The 15923-nt window shown below is 69.7% G+C and carries 17 protein-coding genes and 1 riboswitch; of the genes, 9 read left to right on the top strand and 8 right to left on the bottom strand.

Annotated elements, in window-relative coordinates:
* Nucleotides 1–6: 6 nt before the first annotated feature.
* Nucleotides 7–141, bottom strand: a riboswitch (SAM riboswitch).
* A gap of 134 nt (nucleotides 142–275) precedes the next feature.
* The gene (holA, locus tag ACFWY9_RS36245) at nucleotides 276–1256 is read left to right on the top strand and encodes a DNA polymerase III subunit delta (protein ID WP_378341008.1); all 981 of its coding nucleotides are present in this window, start codon (nucleotides 276–278) and stop codon (nucleotides 1254–1256) included.
* A gap of 73 nt (nucleotides 1257–1329) precedes the next feature.
* Here holA and rpsT read toward each other — a convergent pair whose 3' ends face one another.
* Nucleotides 1330–1590: a 30S ribosomal protein S20 gene (gene rpsT / locus ACFWY9_RS36250; protein WP_378326679.1), complete on the bottom strand. Its 261-nt coding sequence runs from the start codon at nucleotides 1588–1590 to the stop codon at nucleotides 1330–1332.
* A gap of 360 nt (nucleotides 1591–1950) precedes the next feature.
* Between rpsT and ACFWY9_RS36255 the strand changes: the two genes are divergently transcribed.
* Both ACFWY9_RS36255 and ACFWY9_RS36260 read left to right on the top strand, forming a co-directional pair.
* Nucleotides 1951–2820: a DMT family transporter gene (locus tag ACFWY9_RS36255; RefSeq protein ID WP_378326680.1), complete on the top strand. Its 870-nt coding sequence runs from the start codon at nucleotides 1951–1953 to the stop codon at nucleotides 2818–2820.
* A gap of 23 nt (nucleotides 2821–2843) precedes the next feature.
* Complete coding sequence (locus ACFWY9_RS36260; RefSeq protein WP_378326681.1) at nucleotides 2844–3221, top strand: VOC family protein; 378 nt, start codon at nucleotides 2844–2846, stop codon at nucleotides 3219–3221.
* Here the strand turns inward: ACFWY9_RS36260 and ACFWY9_RS36265 are convergent.
* Complete coding sequence (locus ACFWY9_RS36265) at nucleotides 3218–3832, bottom strand: class I SAM-dependent methyltransferase (protein WP_378341009.1); 615 nt, start codon at nucleotides 3830–3832, stop codon at nucleotides 3218–3220. The two genes, ACFWY9_RS36260 and ACFWY9_RS36265, sit on opposite strands and share 4 nt — an antisense overlap.
* A gap of 116 nt (nucleotides 3833–3948) precedes the next feature.
* On the opposite strand from ACFWY9_RS36265, the gene lepA reads away from it, so the two are divergent.
* On the top strand, nucleotides 3949–5790 hold the full coding sequence (lepA, locus tag ACFWY9_RS36270) for a translation elongation factor 4 (RefSeq protein ID WP_378326683.1): 1842 nt from the start codon (nucleotides 3949–3951) through the stop codon (nucleotides 5788–5790).
* A 122-nt stretch (nucleotides 5791–5912) separates the two neighbouring features.
* Nucleotides 5913–6488 (top strand): Uma2 family endonuclease, encoded by a 576-nt coding sequence (locus tag ACFWY9_RS36275; RefSeq protein ID WP_378326684.1) that lies wholly within the window; start codon nucleotides 5913–5915, stop codon nucleotides 6486–6488.
* Here ACFWY9_RS36275 and ACFWY9_RS36280 read toward each other — a convergent pair whose 3' ends face one another.
* Both ACFWY9_RS36280 and ACFWY9_RS36285 read right to left on the bottom strand, forming a co-directional pair.
* Nucleotides 6489–6938, bottom strand: a complete 450-nt coding sequence (locus tag ACFWY9_RS36280) for a pyridoxamine 5'-phosphate oxidase family protein (RefSeq protein WP_378326685.1) — start codon at nucleotides 6936–6938, stop codon at nucleotides 6489–6491. It abuts the gene before it with no gap.
* A gap of 96 nt (nucleotides 6939–7034) precedes the next feature.
* A complete protein-coding gene (locus tag ACFWY9_RS36285) occupies nucleotides 7035–8801 on the bottom strand; it encodes a family 20 glycosylhydrolase (protein ID WP_378341010.1) in 1767 nt (588 codons plus the stop codon).
* Between the two features lie 157 nt (nucleotides 8802–8958).
* On the opposite strand from ACFWY9_RS36285, the gene ACFWY9_RS36290 reads away from it, so the two are divergent.
* Nucleotides 8959–10011 carry a nitronate monooxygenase gene (locus ACFWY9_RS36290; protein ID WP_378341011.1) on the top strand — a complete coding sequence of 351 codons (1053 nt, stop codon included), beginning with the start codon at nucleotides 8959–8961 and terminating at the stop codon, nucleotides 10009–10011.
* An 87-nt stretch (nucleotides 10012–10098) separates the two neighbouring features.
* Here the strand turns inward: ACFWY9_RS36290 and ACFWY9_RS36295 are convergent, their stop codons facing one another.
* The 3 genes from ACFWY9_RS36295 to ACFWY9_RS36305 all read right to left on the bottom strand — a co-directional run bounded on the left by ACFWY9_RS36295 (nucleotide 10099) and on the right by ACFWY9_RS36305 (nucleotide 13803).
* On the bottom strand, nucleotides 10099–11565 hold the full coding sequence (locus ACFWY9_RS36295; RefSeq protein WP_378341012.1) for an amino acid permease: 1467 nt from the start codon (nucleotides 11563–11565) through the stop codon (nucleotides 10099–10101).
* 110 nt (nucleotides 11566–11675) lie between these two features.
* A complete protein-coding gene (locus tag ACFWY9_RS36300; protein WP_378341013.1) occupies nucleotides 11676–12719 on the bottom strand; it encodes an alpha/beta hydrolase in 1044 nt (347 codons plus the stop codon).
* A gap of 118 nt (nucleotides 12720–12837) precedes the next feature.
* Nucleotides 12838–13803 (bottom strand): zinc-binding dehydrogenase, encoded by a 966-nt coding sequence (locus ACFWY9_RS36305; RefSeq protein ID WP_378341014.1) that lies wholly within the window; start codon nucleotides 13801–13803, stop codon nucleotides 12838–12840.
* 59 nt (nucleotides 13804–13862) lie between these two features.
* On the opposite strand from ACFWY9_RS36305, the gene ACFWY9_RS36310 reads away from it, so the two are divergent.
* From ACFWY9_RS36310 to ACFWY9_RS36320, 3 genes are all read left to right on the top strand, one after another.
* Nucleotides 13863–14063: a hypothetical protein gene (locus tag ACFWY9_RS36310; protein WP_378326691.1), complete on the top strand. Its 201-nt coding sequence runs from the start codon at nucleotides 13863–13865 to the stop codon at nucleotides 14061–14063.
* 11 nt (nucleotides 14064–14074) lie between these two features.
* Nucleotides 14075–14536: a ribonuclease domain-containing protein gene (locus ACFWY9_RS36315; protein WP_378326692.1), complete on the top strand. Its 462-nt coding sequence runs from the start codon at nucleotides 14075–14077 to the stop codon at nucleotides 14534–14536.
* Between the two features lie 82 nt (nucleotides 14537–14618).
* Nucleotides 14619–14963, top strand: coding sequence for a barstar family protein (locus ACFWY9_RS36320; protein WP_378326693.1), 345 nt, complete (start codon nucleotides 14619–14621; stop codon nucleotides 14961–14963).
* Nucleotides 14964–15023: 60 nt separating this feature from the next.
* Here ACFWY9_RS36320 and ACFWY9_RS36325 read toward each other — a convergent pair whose 3' ends face one another.
* On the bottom strand, nucleotides 15024–15797 hold the full coding sequence (locus ACFWY9_RS36325) for an enoyl-CoA hydratase family protein (protein WP_378326694.1): 774 nt from the start codon (nucleotides 15795–15797) through the stop codon (nucleotides 15024–15026).
* Nucleotides 15798–15923: the final 126 nt, after the last annotated feature.

The raw sequence follows: 15923 nt of genomic DNA on the forward strand, positions 1-15923 counted from the left end.
TTCCTTTCCTCATCTGTCCCGCCGAGGCGGGCCGGAATTGGCACCGTGTTCGTCAGCTATCCCGCGATCGCGGGATGACAGGCTTTGACGCCGGTTGCCGGGGCTTCGTCGGGCCGTTCCCTCTGCCCCTCTGGATGAGCGGTATTCAGTTGTCGGCGCGCCGCTGGGCGCTGCCTCGGAACACACCGTACGGCATCCTGATCGGCTCGTGCCACGGTGGGCGCGCCGGTGTCACCGGAGCGGGCGTGTCGCCGGGCGGGTGAGAGGATCGGGGGGTGACCGCGCAAGCCACCGCCACCACACCGCTGCATCTCGTACTCGGTGAGGAAGAACTGCTCATCGAACGGGCTGTCCGCGCCGCCCTGGACGCCGCCAAGGCGGCCGATCCGACCGCGGACATGACCAGGATGCGGGTGTCCGAACTCACAACGCCCGAACTCGCCGAACTGGTGAGCCCCTCGCTGTTCAGCGAGGGCCGGGTGATCGTCCTCGAGGCGGCGCAGGACATCTCGCAGGAGCTGTCCGACGCCGTGCTGTCCTACCTCAAGGCGCCCGCCGACGGGATCGTGCTGGTCGTCGTGCACACCGGGGGCGGCAGGAGCAAGGCGGCGAAGGCGCTGCCCGCCGCGCTGCGCAAGGCCGGGGCCCAGATCACCGAGTGTCCCAAGCTGACGAAGGCCGCCGACCGGGAGTCGTTCGTCCGCAACGAGGTCCGCCGGGCGGGCGGCAAGATCGACGGCGCCGGGGTGCTCGCGCTGATCGACGCCGTGGGCTCGGACCTGCGGGAGCTGTCGTCGGCGGCGACGCAGCTCGTCGCGGACTCCGGCGGCGTCGTCGACGAGCAGGCCGTGCGCCGGTACCACCGGGGCCGCGCGGACGTGACGGGCTTCGCGGTCGCGGAGAAGGCCGTGGCGGGGGACAGGGCGGCCGCGCTGGAGCAGTTGCGCTGGGCGATGCAGCTGGGGGTGCCGCACGTGCTCGTCGCCGACGCGCTCGCCGATGCCGTCCGCACCATCGCCAGGGTCTCCGCGGCCGGACGGGGCAACCCGAACCAGATGGCAGGGGAACTCGGCATGCCGCCGTGGAAGGTGCGCAAGGCGCAGGGCCAGTCACGCGGCTGGAACCAGGACGGTCTCGCCGCCGCGATGCGGGTCGTCGCTCGGCTCAACTCCGAGGTCAAGGGTGCCGCGGCGAGCCCGGACTATGCACTGGAGCGAGCTGTGAACGAGGTCGTCGCCGCCAAGGGCGACCACTGAGGCCGGCCGCTGAGGAGAAGGACACGCGGAAGGCCCCGGCGACCGAGGTCGCCGGGGCCTTTCGGAGAACGGCTCAGATGCTGTTCGCGCGCTTGGCCATCGCGGACTTCTTGTTCGCGGCCTGGTTGGCGTGGATGACGCCCTTGGTGACCGCCTTGTCCAGCTTCTTGGCGGCCTCGCGCTGCAGCTCGACGGCCTTGGCCTTGTCCCCGGACTCGGCGGCCTCGCGGAACTTGCGGATCGCGGTCTTCACCGAGGACCGGATCGCCTGGTTGCGCTGACGCGCCTTCTCGTTGGTGGTGATGCGCTTGATCTGCGACTTGATGTTGGCCATGGTGGCGCTCCTGTCGTGTACTCGGTGAGTTCGCTGCCGCGTCGCTGTGGCCCCGGCCACCCTCACGGGCGCCCGGGTTTCCTCCCTGACGGAATGCCGCACGACAACGAACGGAAAGCCTAACAGCCTGCTCCGGCGGCCTCGCGAGGGCCTCGACGTGATCGCTTACGCGTACTACGGTGGGTGGAGTCAGTGCCTAGGGTTCCGCCAGCGGCCCGCACCTGCGGGAGAGACAACAAGGGCCGGTGGGGCAGGTCCGAGCGGCACCATCGGCGGCTCAGGAGCCCGCCGTTCATCTGACGGGACAAAAGCCTGGAGGACCTGGGGTTTTCGCGTGCGCGAAAACCTCGAAAGGGTCCGATGAACGCCACCGCTCTGTCCCTCGTCCTCGTCGCCGCCGTCGTGCACGCCGTGTGGAACCTCGCCGCCAAGCGGGTCGGCTACGGCGGTGCCCGCTTCGTGTTCCTCTACTACACCGTTTCGGCCGTCGCGCTCCTCCCGGTCACGATCGTCGTCCTCGCCGTGGAAAACGAACGTCCACAGTGGACTTGGCTGCTGGCCGCGGCGGTGACCGCGCTGCTGCACGTCGGATACGGCGTGGTGCTGCAACGGGGTTACGTCGTCGGCGATCTTTCGGTGGTCTACCCGCTCGCGCGGGGTACCGGCCCGCTGCTCTCGGTCATCGCGGCGGTCGTGCTGTTCGGTGAGCACCCCGGCTGGCTCGGGCTGGCCGGCGCCTTCCTGGTGATCGTCGGCGTGCTGGTGATCAGCACCGGGCGCCGGGACGGGGAGACCGATCCGCGGGCCCGCCGGGCAGGGATCGGCTACGGCCTGCTCACCGGCGCGTTCATCGCGGGCTACACGCTGTGGGACGCGCACGCGGTGACCGGTCTCGCCGTCCCGCCGATCGTCTACTTCGCGGTCGGCTCGGTCATGGAGTGCCTGCTGCTGATGCCCTACGCGCTCGTCGACCGGCCGATGATCGGCAAGCTCTGGCGCGAGCACAAGCGCGAGGCGCTGCTGGTCGGGCTGCTGTCCCCGGTCGCGTATCTCCTGGTGCTCTACGCGCTGCGGATCGCCCCGGTCAGCCTGGTCGCCCCCGCGCGCGAGCTGAGCATCGTGCTCGGCGGGCTGGCCGCCTGGCTCGTCCTCGGCGAGGCGAACGCGGTGCGCAGGCTGGTCGGTTCCGTGGTCGTGTTGTCGGGTATCGCCGCGATTGCGGTGGCCTGATCTTCCCGGTAGGGATTGAGCCCATGGAAGTGCTGAGCAGCAGGGTTCTCATCCATCCGCGCGACATCGAGGCGTCCACCGCGTTCTATCGCGACACCCTCGGGCTGGCGATCGACAAGGAGTTCCCCGGCGGCACGGTGTTCTTCCTCGGCCACGGGTCGCTGGAGATCGTCGGCAGCGCGAGTGCCGGGCCGAGCCCGGACGTCGCGCTGTGGATCCAGGTCCGTGATCTGCCCGCCACGCTCGCCGACCTCGCCGGCCGAGGGGTGACGCCGGTGCGGGAGGCTCGCCGGGAACCGTGGGGGCTCGACGAGGCGTGGATCGCCGATCCCGACGGTACTCGCATCGTCCTGGTCGAGGTGCCCGCCGGGCATCCGCTGCGCACCGATCCCCGGAGCTAGCGCGCGGGCTTGACGGCGCGCAGCTGCGCGGCGAGCGCGGTGAAGCCCGGCGGCTCCCATGTCCAGGTCTGGAGGTCGGTGAACCCGGCGGACTCGGCTTCGCGGGCGAGGACGTGCCGCGACACGGGCAGCCACTTCTCGTGGGCGGAGATCAGCAGTCTGCCGCCAGGACGCAGGACGCGGTACAGCTCGGCGAAGCCCGCCGCGCGATCGGGCCACAGCTGGACGTTGTTCACGCTCAGTGCCACGTCGAGCGATCCGTCGGGCTCGCCGGTGTCCGCGGCCGTGCCCTGGTGCAGTTCGGCGCGGTCGCCGCAGCGCTGGTGGCACAGCGCCAGCATGCCCGGCGACGGATCGACGCCGACCGCGCGACGGGCGAGCTTCGCCACGTCGTCCAGGCCGACGCCGGGGCCGGGCCCGACGACCAGTACGGACTCGTCCGGTTCGATCTTCGCGAGTGCGGCCACCCGGTGCTCGGTCTGTGCGTTGCCGTGTGCCATGACCAGGCCACCGAGGCGGCCGAGCAGACCGCGGGGATGGCCGAACGTGCGGTCCAGCAGACCGGCGGGGGCCGGTCCGGAGGCGGGCACGGGCGAGGGGGAAGTGCTCATACTTCGAGGGCACCACGGCCCGCCGCGGCCCGCATCGGGGATGACCCCCACCCGCACCCGGAGCTCCATGGGACCATAGGGGTGGCCATCCCCGACCTTTCCCGAGGATCACACGAGTGAGCACGTTCGCGGACACGACTTTCACCTCACCGGAGCTCATCCGGAACTTCTGCATCATCGCCCACATCGACCACGGCAAGTCGACGCTGGCGGATCGGATGCTGCAGCTCACCGGGGTGGTCGAAGCGCGGGCGATGCGCGCTCAGTACCTCGACCGCATGGACATCGAGCGTGAGCGCGGCATCACGATCAAGGCGCAGAACGTGCGCCTGCCGTGGCAGGTCGACGGCCAGGACCACGTCCTGCACATGATCGACACCCCCGGCCACGTCGACTTCACCTACGAGGTCTCCCGCGCGCTCGAGGCGTGCGAGGGCGCGATCCTGCTGGTCGACGCCGCGCAGGGGATCGAGGCGCAGACACTGGCCAACCTGTACCTGGCGCTGGAGAACAACCTCCAGATCATCCCGGTGCTGAACAAGATCGACCTGCCCTCGGCCGATCCGGACAAGTACGCGGCCGAGATCGCGCACATCATCGGCTGCGAGCCCTCGGACGTGCTGCGGGTTTCGGCGAAGACCGGCGCGGGCGTCGGCGAGCTGCTCGACGAGGTCGTCCGCCAGGTCCCGCCGCCGCAGGGCGACGCCGACGCCCCGGCCCGCGCGATGATCTTCGACTCGGTGTACGACACCTATCGCGGCGTCGTCACCTACATCCGGGTGGTGGACGGCAGGATCACCCCGCGCGAGCGGATCCGGATGATGTCCACCAACGCCACCCACGAGCTGCTGGAAGTCGGCATCATCTCGCCGGAACCCAAGGCCAGCAAGGGACTCGGGGTCGGTGAGGTGGGCTACCTCATCACCGGCGTGAAGGACGTCCGCCAGTCGAAGGTCGGCGACACCGTGACCTCGGAGCGCAAGGGCGCCACCGAGCCGCTCGCCGGGTACCGCGAGCCGAAGCCGATGGTCTACTCCGGGCTCTACCCGGTGGACGGCTCGGACTACCCCGAACTGCGCGAGGCGCTGGACAAGCTCCAGCTCAACGACGCCGCGCTCGACTACGAGCCGGAGACGTCGGTCGCGCTCGGGTTCGGGTTCCGCTGCGGCTTCCTCGGCCTGCTGCACCTGGAGATCACCCGCGACCGGCTGGAGCGCGAGTTCGGCCTCGACCTGATCTCGACCGCGCCGAACGTCGTCTACCGCGTGGTGCTCGAGGACGGCACCGAGGTCACCGTGACCAACCCGTCGGACTGGCCGACCGGGCTCAAGATCTCCGAGGTGCACGAGCCGGTCAGCAAGGTGAGCATCCTCGCGCCGTCGGAATTCGTCGGCACGATCATGGAGCTGTGCCAGACCAAGCGCGGCGTCCTGCTCGGCATGGACTACCTGTCCGAGGAGCGGGTCGAGCTGCGCTACAACCTGCCGCTCGCCGAGATCATCTTCGACTTCTTCGACACGCTCAAGTCGCGCACCCGCGGTTACGCGTCGCTGGACTACGAGGAGGCGGGCGAGCAGATCGCCGATCTGGTCAAGGTCGACATCCTGCTGCAGGGCGAAACCGTCGACGCGTTTTCCGCGATCGTGCACAAGGACGCCGCGTACAACTACGGGAACCGGATGGCGACCCGGCTGCGCGAACTCATTCCGCGCCAGCAGTTCGAGGTGCCGATCCAGGCGGCGATCGGCTCGCGGATCATCGCCCGTGAGACCATTCGCGCGATCCGCAAGGACGTGCTCGCGAAATGCTACGGCGGTGACATCTCGCGGAAGCGGAAGCTGCTGGAAAAGCAGAAGGAAGGCAAGAAGCGGATGAAGACCGTCGGCCGGGTCGAGGTCCCGCAGGAGGCCTTCGTGGCCGCACTGTCCACAGAGGACAACGGAAAGAACAAGAAGTAGCTCCGGCTTTCGGCGCCCCGCCTCACACGATCGAGTGAGGCGGGGCGTTCTCGTCTTCGCCGACGCCGTTTTTGTCGGTGCCGCGTGGTGCGCTCTGGTCAAAGCCTGGGAAGGAGGGCACCATGACGGTTATGACGGACATCCAGTATCCGGCCGGGTCGGGCCCCATGACGGTGCGCGACCTCGAGGGGATGCCGGAGGATGGCCGACGCTACGAACTCATCGACGGGATGCTCCACGTGAGCCCCGCACCGGGCACCAGACACCAGATGATCGTGGCCCTCCTGCACAGCGTGCTCCACACGGCGTGTCCATGGGAGTTCGAGGTGTTCCTCGCGCCGCTCGCGGTGCGGATCGGCGATAGCCTCGAACTGCAGCCCGACGTGCTTGTCGGGCAGGCCGAGGATTTCACGGAGAAGGGGCTGCCGGTGCCGCCCGTGCTCGCGGTCGAGGTGTTGTCACCGAGCACGGCTATCCACGATCTGAATACGAAGAAGGCGGTCTACGAGCGGTTAGGTGTGGCGAGCTACTGGGTGATCGACCCGGCGGAGCCGGAGCTGACCGTTTTCGAGCTCGACGAGGACGGCCGTTACCAGCGGGTCGCCAAGGCCGCGGGAGACGAACCGTTCGAAGCGAAGCGGCCGTTCCCGGTGCGGGTGGTCCCGCGCGACCTGCTCGGACGGCTTGCGGAGCGCTGATCAGGTCCGGTTGCGCAGGATCCGGCGTGCCTGGATGAACACGGCGACCCGGCGCTCGGCGGCCATCACGCGGTCGTACTCGTCCCAGTCGTCGTGCGTGCCCGTCGCCGCGATGAACACGTCACGCAGCAGCTTCGGCAGCCCGGCGGCGTCGAAGGCGGGGTCCGGGTCGTCCGGGCCGATCAGATGGACCGGTCCATCGACCGAACCCCAGTCCCAGCCACGGCGAAAAGCGAGGCTCGCATGCCCGGCACGTCGAAGCAGTTTCAGCTTGTACGCGTCGCCCCTGGCCACGAAGGCGACGCCGGGCGCGCCCGTTACCGGGTCGTCGATGACCCCGGCGTTGACGATCGTGGAGTGCACCGTCCCGTCGGGGCGGGTCGTCGCGATCGTGGCCAGGCCGTGCTCCTGCAGGGACAGCGTGCGGATGTGATCCAGGTCATCGCTCATGTCCGTGCCCAACGTCTAGCCCACCCGTGGTGTTCCGTGCCGGGCCGGACAACGCCCGCACGGGCAGAGCCGCGCGGGCGTTCCCAGGGTGATGGGTCAGCAGACGCCGTCGTCGCGCCAGACGCCCCATTCGCCGCCCGCGCCGGGTTCCTCACCCTTGGTCCACCATTTCGCGGTCCACTTGTGCCCGTTGTGCGAAACGGTGTTCCCGCCGGTGTATACGGTCCCGCTGTCCCAAGCGGGCAGCGTGCAGGTGCCGGGGTTGCCGCCGTTGTCCCACGGGATCTGCGCGGAGCGGTAGAAGTTCATCGACTGCGCTTCCCAGCGTGGCCCCTGGGCGCCGAGCCGGGTCCGGAACTTGGCCCAGTCGTGGGTCGACCACGGCGACCAGCCGAGTTCGGCGTGCGCGGCCAGCCGGGGGAAGGCCAGCAGGTCGATGTGGGCCGGGGTCACCACGGTTTCCGTCCACAGTGGAGATTCGACGCCCCGCACCGCGGACTCGCCGACCCCGGAAAGGTACGCGCCGGGGTTCCAGTTGTAGGCGTCCTGCACCTCGATGTACCCGGCCCAGCTGAGCCCGATCGGCGTGCTGGCGTTGTACTTCATGTCGAGGTAGGCCTTGTTCGCCGGCGACATGATCACCTTGCTGCCGTTCGCGACGGCCTTGGCCACGTTGGCGTCGGAGGTGGTGGTGCCCCAGAACTGCGGGGTGGCGTTGGCGGGCAGCGCGGCCTTGGCGATGTCGTGCCAGCCGTTCGGCTGCTTGCCGTTGGCCGCCACGATCGGCAGCACCTTGCCGATGAACTTGAGGTAGTCCGGCTGCGAGGTCGCCGCGGCCTCGTCCCCGCCGATGTGGAAGTACGGGCCGGGGGTCAGCGCCGCGATCTCGCGGATCACGTCGGAGACGAAGGTGTAGGTGATGTCCTTGCTGATGCACAGCGAGCTGTAGCCGACCTCGATGTCGGTGCGCAGCGGCGGCGCGACACCGTTGCAGTTCAGCTCGGCGTAGGAGGCCAGCGCGGCGTTCACGTGCCCTGGCATGTCGATCTCGGGGATGATCGTGATGTGCCGCGAGGCCGCGTAGTTCACGAAATCGGTGTACTGCGCCTTGGTGTAGTACCCGCCGGGGCCGCCGCCGACCTGGGTGCTGCCGCCGTAGGTGGCCAGGCGCGGCCAGCTGTCGATCTGGATCCGCCAGCCCTGGTCGTCGGCGAGGTGCAGGTGCAGGTGATTGATCTTGTACTGCGCGAGCTGGTCGATGTACCGCTTCACGGTGTCCACCGGGTGGAAGTGGCGCGCGACGTCGAGCATCGCCGCGCGGTAGCCGAAGCGCGGGTAGTCGAGGATGTGCGCGCCCGGGATCGTCCACGGGCCCTGTTGCACGGTCGGGCTTTCGATCTTCCCCGGCAGGAGCTGCCGCAGCGTCTGCACGCCGGTGAAGAGGCCGTCGGCGGTTTTCGCGCGCAGCACCACCGAGTTCGCCGCGGCGTCGAGCTGGTAGCCCTGATCACCGACCTTCGCGTCGGCACCGGTGAGCAACAGGGAGATACCGTCGGCGGGGGTGCCGCCCGCCGCGTCGGAGACGGGCAGCGGGAAGCCGGTGGACCGGCGCAGGACACCGGCGATGTATTCGCCGACGTCCTTGGCCGGTGCGGAGCCGGCCTCGGTGTAGATCTTGGTGGCGGCGGTCAGCGGGTAGCTGACGCCGTCGACCGCCTGGACGGAGACCGGGACGGGGACGATCGACTGCAGCGGCGGCGTGGCCGCGGCGGCGGTGCCCGCCGTGGTGACACCCGCCGTGCCGACGAGCAGGGTCAGTGCGGCGAGCGCGTGCCCGAGCCGCCGCGTTCGGGTTTTCTTCACGGGAGTCCTCCTGGCGTGAAGGGGACGCGGCGTCGCTGCCGCGCATGTCCGGATCGTCGCACTTCACCCGGCATAGGTCTAGACCACTTTGCAGCAATTCGTGAGCCCGCTCGCTCCCGGCAGGAGCGATCCGCGCGGGAGAACTACCCTCGGTGGCATGTTCGAAGATCTCGAGTTCCCGGTGATAGCGGCCCCGATGGCGGGCGGCCCGACGACGCCCGCGCTGGTCGCGGCCGTGACGAAGGCGGGTGGCTTCGGCTTCCTCGCCGCCGGTTACCTCACCCCGCAGGCGCTGGCCGAACGGATCGACGAGACGGCCGCGCTGACACCGGGCGTGTTCGGGGTCAACCTGTTCGTCCCGGGTCCCCGGTCCGCCGCGGACCTGTCGGCGCACCGCGAACGCATGCGCGCCGAGGCCCGCCGCTACGGCGTCGAGCCCGGCGAACCGCTCTGGGACGACGACGCGTACCTCGGCAAGTTCGAGGTCGTCGCCGAGCGCCGGATGCCGGTGGTGTCCTTCACCTTCGGGATCCCCGGCGAGGCCGACATCGCGCGCCTGCACGAGAACGGCAGCAAGGTCCTCATCACGATCACCTCGCCGCGGGAGGCCGAGCTCGCCGCCGCGGCGGGCGCGGACGCGCTCGTCGTGCAGGGTTTCGAAGCGGGCGCCCACCGAGGCCTGTTCGCCGACGATCCGGCCTCACCCGCCGGGGGCGAGACCTACGGGCTGCTGGCCCTGCTGCGGCTGGTCGCGGCCCGCGTGGACCTGCCGCTGGTGGCCACGGGCGGGCTGGTACACGGCGCCGACATCGCGGCCGTGCTGGCCGCGGGCGCCGACGCCGCCCAGCTGGGCACCGCGTTCCTCCAGGCCGACGAGGCGGGCACTTCGGGTCCGCACCGGGCCGCGCTGGCCGAGGGCACGCGCGCGACCGCCTTCACCCGCGCGTTCAGCGGGCGTCCGGCGCGCGGGCTGGTCAACCGGGTGCTCACCGAGCTGTCGGCGGAGGCGCCGTCGGCCTATCCGCAGCTGCACCACATCAGCCGTCCGGTCAGGGCCGCGGCCGCCAAGGCGGGCGACCCGGAGGCGCTGTCGCTGTGGGCGGGACAGACCTATCCGCTCGCCGGCGGTGGTTCCGCCGAGTCCATTGTGGAGCGTCTGCGCGCCGAGGCACGCACGGCGGCCGAACGGCTTTCCCGGCTGCGAGGCTGAACCGCCACAGTCTTGGCAACGTCCTTTGAGGACATAAAAAGCGGGCCGCTCCCGGAAGGGAACGGCCCGCTTTCGTCGCGTGGGGAGTTATTCCGCGGCGGCGGTTTCCGGTGCCGTGTCGGGCTTGTTGAGCACCGAGCGGCGGCGGCCGTAGGCGAAGTAGATCACCATGCCAATGACGAACCAGATCGCGAACCGCAGCCAGGTTTCCGGCTGCAGGAACGTGATGAGCCAGATCGAGAACACGACCCCGATGATCGGCACCACCGGCATGCCCGGCGTCCTGAACGTGCGGGGCAGGTCCGGGCGCTTGTAGCGCAGCACGATCACGGCGATGCAGACGACGATGAACGCGAGCAGGATGCCGATGTTGGTCAGCTCGGCGGCCTCGCCGATCGGCAGGAACCCGGCGATGACCGCCGAAGCCACGCCGAGCACCCAGGTCATCCGGCTCGGCACCTTGCGCACCGGATGCGCCTTGCCGAACCACTTGGGCAGCAGCCCGTCGTTGCTCATCGCGTAGCCGACGCGGCTGGCGCCCATGAGGAAGGTGAACAGCACGGTGAGAATGCCGAGGATCGCGCCGACCGCGATCACCGCGCCCAGCCACGGCATGCCGATGCTCTTGAACGCGGCGGAGAACGCGGCCTCGGCGCTGATGTTCTTGTAGTTCACCATGCCGGTGAGCACCAGGCAGGCCAGCACGTAGAGCACCATCGAGATGGCGAGGGAGTAGATGATCGCCTTCGGCATGTGCTTCTGGGAGTCGCGGGATTCCTCGGCCGCTGTCGACATCGCGTCGTAGCCGAACACCGCGAAGAACACCGTCGCCGCGCCGGTGAACGCGCCGGAAAGGCCGAACGGGAAGAAGTCGGCGTAGTTGCCGCTGTTGATGTGGAACGCGCCGACCACCACGACCAGGACCACCAGCGCGACCTTCAGGTACACCAGCAGTGTTTCGAACCGCGCGGCGCTCTTCATGCCCTGGTTGAGGATGAAGGCGATCAGCAGGCACAGCAGCACCGCGAACAGGTTCACCTTGTACGAGCCGGGCGCGACTTCGCCGACCTTCTCGCTGCCGGGCGCGCCGGACATCCACAGCGGCAGCTTGACGTGCAGGAACCCGAGCAGGTCGTTGAAGTAGCCGGAGATGCCGATCGCCACCACGGACACGATCGCGGTGTACTCCAGCAGCAGGTCCCAGCCGATGAACCAGCCGACCACCTCACCCAGCACCGCGTAGCCGTAGGTGTAGGCCGAACCGGCCTTCGGGATGAGCCCGGCGAACTCGGCGTAGGAGAACGCCGCCGCCGCGCTCGCGATGCCCGCGATGAGGAACGAGATGAGCACCGCGGGCCCGGCGGTCTTGTTGGCCACCGCGCCCGCGAGGGAGAAGATGCCCGCACCGATGATGCCGCCGACACCGATCGCCGTCAGCTGCCACAGGCCGAGAGTGCGTTGAAGTCCACCGCCCTCGCCCGTGTTGTCGATCTGGTCGATCGGCTTGCGCCGGAAAATCCCGGAGCCCGAACCGAAGCTCTGTGGAGCGGACATCACTGTCTCCCAAAACGGTTGTGCGAGGGAGCCCGGGGTACGGGCTCAACGCGGCACCGTACTGTATGCCGCCCGGGACCCGCACCCGATCAGGTGACGGCTGGGGGTTTTCAGCTCACAGCGGTGCCCTCGTGTGCGTCCGGCGTCGTTCCGGTGCGCTGCGCCCGCGTCGTCCGCACCGCCCCGGCGGCGAAGAAGTTCAGCAGTTCGGCGATCTCGGGCGGGTCGTCCAGCTGCGGGCAGTGCCCCCAGTCCTCGCGCACCAGCAGTCTGCTGTGCGGGACGAGGGTGTGCAGCTGACGTCCGGAGCGGGCGGTGACCAGCTTGTCCTTGCCGCAGGCCACGACCAGCAACGGAACGCGCACCGCGTCGAGCCGGTAGGCGTCGGCGAGTTCGGCGACCAGCTGCCTGGCCTGTTCGAGCCGGGCGGTGGTGGCGCGGTAGTCCGGGAACAGTGAGGTGAACCGGCGGACCTGGGACTCGTCGGCGGCGCCGGCGTCGGCGTAGAGCAGCCGGGGGACGACCTGCTCGGCGACCTTGCGGACCAGGAATCCCGGCACCGGAACCGGCAGCGAGGAGTACAGCCGCAGCGGCAGCGGGTAACGGCCGACCGTGCGGACCAGCCAGGAATCGGCGAAACCGGGCGCCGCGATGGAAACGACCCCCGAGATCGGGAGCCGGGGGCGCTGGGCCGCGCGGAGGCTCATCGTTCCGCCGAGCGAGTTGCCCGCCAGCACCACCGAGCCGAGCACGGCCTGTTCCCGGATGACGGCCGTGGTGAACGCGTCGAGCTGCGGCAGGATCGGGCCGGGGCGCAGCGGCTGCGCGTCACCGAAACCGGGCAGGTCGACCGCGATCGCGGGGATGCCCGCCGCGGCGAGCTCGGCCAGCACCGGGCGCCACGTGTCCGCGCTGTCGCAGTATCCGTGCAGGAGCACCAGACGCGGTGTCGTCGGCCGCGGGACGGCCCGCGGTCCCGAGCGCCGCCCGAGCGAGCGGCGGGCAGGCTGGGCCGGTTCGGCGGCCGGGTGACCGACCTCCAGAACCCGCGTCCGGACCCCGGCGTAACGCCGGAACGAGACCCGGACCGGGTCCGGATCGGTGCTGGACCGGCCGCCCGGTCCAGCCGGTGCGGGCCGCTTCGTCGCGGTCATGCCTCCAGGTTAACCAGGCATGGTCGGGTTTCGGTGGATTTCCGGTGGTAACAAACGGGTTTCGAACCGGAGTACGTGGAGAATTCTCGACTGCGACGCGCGACCCGTTACCCGTGCGTCATCGCGTGAAGACGATCTTTCCCGCGGTGTCGCCGTCCAGCATGGCCTGGAATCCCTTGGCGGCCTCGCCGAAGGGAAGCTCGCTGCCGATCTGCGGGCGGACCCCGGTCAGTTCGAGGTAGCTGAGCAGGTCGGCCAGCTCGTCACGGGTGCCCATGGTCGACCCGGCGACCCGCAGTTGCAGGAAGAAGACCCGCTGCAGTTCAGCGTGCGCTTCGGGGCCGCTGGTGGAACCGGAGACCACGATGATCCCGCCGGGCTTGAGCGACTTCACCGAATGCGACCACGTCGCCTTTCCGACCGTCTCGAACACCGCGTCGACCCGCTCGGGCAGCCGCGCCCCGGACTCGAACGCCTGGTGTGCGCCGAGTTCCACCGCGAGGGCGCGCTTGGCCTCGGTGCGGCCGGTGACCCACACCCGGATGCCGGCCGCCTTGCCGAGCTGCACCAGCGCCGTCGACACGCCGCCGGAGGCACCCTGCACGAGCATCGTCTGGCCGGGCCGCAGGCCCGACTTGACGAACAGCATCCGGTACGCGGTGAGCCAGGCCGTGCCCATCGTGGCGGCCTCGGCGAAGGACAGCCCGGCGGGCTTCGGCACGACGTTGCGGGCCGGCACCACGACCTGGTCGGCGAACGTGCCCTGGTACTTCTCGGTGAGCAGCGTGCGCTTCGGGTCGAGCGTGTCGTCGCCCTGCCAGCCCGGCGCGTTGATCACCGAGTGGATCACGACCTCGCTGCCGTCGTCGAGGGTTCCCGCGCCGTCGCAGCCGAGGATCATCGGGAACTGGTCCGGTTTGATCCCGACCCCGCGCAGCGTCCACAGGTCGTGCATGTTGAGGCTGGCGGCCTTGACGTGCACCCGGACCCAGCCGTCCTCGACGGAGGGTTCCGGCCGCTCGCCGACGACGAGCGAGTCCAGCGGGCTTTCGGCGTTGGGAACCTGGGCGTATACGGCGAACATGCGTGCAACGTACCGCCCCTGGCGACGGTGCGACATCGGACGCGCGTAGTCTCACATTCGTGTTCTCAGGGCTGGCCGACTGGTGGGACGGCGCCGAGCTGTGGCTTGCGCAGGCCTCGTTCCCGGTGCAGTTCGTGCTGGTCATGGTCGTCGTGGTGCCGCTGTGCCTCGGTGCGGCCTGGGTGATCGACAAGCTGGTCGAGCTCTTCGCCCGCCGGTTCGGCCCGGCCCGTGACGATGATCGTCCCGGACCCTCCTAAGCTGACCGACCATGGTCAACCGAAGGCGGATCACCGCCGCGCTGGTCGGGCTCCTGGTGCTGGTGCTCGGGGGCTGGCTGGTGAAGAGCCAGCTCAGCGGCTCGTCGTCGGCACCGGCGTCGTCTTCCGCGAGTGCCCCGGCGAAGAGTGGCGCGTCGAACGCGAAACCGCCCGGCACCGACTCCGGGCTGCCGGTCAAACCGTTGTCCGCCTTGCCCTCGCAGGCCGCGGACACGTGGAAGCTCATCGAAAAGGGCGGGCCGTACCCCTACCCGCGCAATGACGACGTCGTGTTCGAGAACCGCGAGAAGGTACTGCCGCGCAAGCAGTCCGGGTACTACCACGAGTACACCGTGAAGACGCCGGGCAGCCAGGACCGCGGCCCGCGCAGGCTGGTGACCGGGCAGGCGAAGGAGCTGTACTACACCGAGGACCACTACGCCTCGTTCGTCGTCGTGGACCCGGCCCGATGAGCGATGCTTGCGAGCGAATCATGGGCATCATGCTCATGCGCGACAAGGGATTGAACACTGTCTCGCGGAGCGAGGCGATCGCATGAGCGAGCAGGAGGCGCGCGCCGCCGCGGAAAACGCTTTCGCGCGCGGTGCCTTCCCGCACACCGTCGACGGCGGCCGGACGGCCGACAAGGCGGGCACCCTCGCCGCGATCGCCGTCGCACTGTCCTTTCCGGACTATTTCGGGCACAACCTCGACGCGCTCTACGACTGCCTGACCGACCTGTCCTGGCTCCCACCGGGCGAGCACGTGCTGATCTGGCCGGGCTCCGACGCGTTGCGGAGCGCCGACCCGAAGTCCTACCTCGCGATCCGCAGCGTCCTCTCGGACGCGCAACGGGCGCTCGGCCCCGGCCGCCTCACCGTGGTACTCACCGGTTCCTGAGCCTGTGATGTCCCGAACGCTCCGTTGGGGACGTTGAACGTCCCGAACGGAGCGTTCGCGTCAGCCTTCGGGGACCCAGTTCGGCTTGCGCTTCTGGGCGAAAGCGAGGATGCCTTCCTGGCCTTCCTCACTCGCGAACAGACTCGCCGAGAACGCGGTCATCTCCTCGAAGCCTTCGCTCGGCGTCGCCGGGCGCGGCTTGCTCAGCAGTTCCTTGGTCAGGGCCAGCGCCTTCGGCCCGCCGAGCGCGAGCGCCTTGACGAAGCGGGTGACCTCGGCGTCCAGCCGGTCGGCGGGGACGGCGGAGTTGAGCAGGCCGATCTCGGCGGCGCGCCGCGCGTCGAAGGTGTCGCCGGTGAGGAACAGCTCGTGGGCGGCGCGGGCGTTGAGGCGGGGGAGCACGGTCAGCGAGATGACCGCGGGGACGACGCCGATCCGGACCTCGGTGAAGGCGAACGTGGCGTCCTCCACGGCCACGGCGATGTCACAGGCGGCGACCATGCCGATGCCGCCGGCACGGGCCGGACCGGCCAGGCGCGCGACGACCGGCTTCGGGCTCGTCCACAGCTGGTCGAGGATCTTGGGGAACTCGTTGACACCCTGGTCGCCGCTCCCGGCGCCGCGTGCTTCCTTGAGGTCCATGCCCGCGCAGAACACCGGCCCGGTGTGGGTGAGCACGACGACCCGCACGGCGTCGTCCTCGGCCGCCTTTGCCAGCGACGCGCTCAGCTCGCGCCGGAGCTGGGCGGACAGGGCGTTGCGGTTGTGCGGCGAGTCGAGCGTGATCGTGGCCGTGCCGCCTACCACGTCGTAGTGCACCAGTTCGTCAGCCATGGTCACACCCTCGCATATCCGCCCGCCGGGTTCGGTGTGACGTCAGTCGGGCCCAGTTCAGGCGGGACCCCTTCGGAGAAAGTGCCGTCAAGGCCACCTTACGGGCGTCGGACGCCCGTAAGGCTG

This window comes from Amycolatopsis sp. NPDC059027 (genome assembly GCF_042739735.1).
Classification (GTDB): Bacteria; Actinomycetota; Actinomycetes; order Mycobacteriales; family Pseudonocardiaceae; genus Amycolatopsis.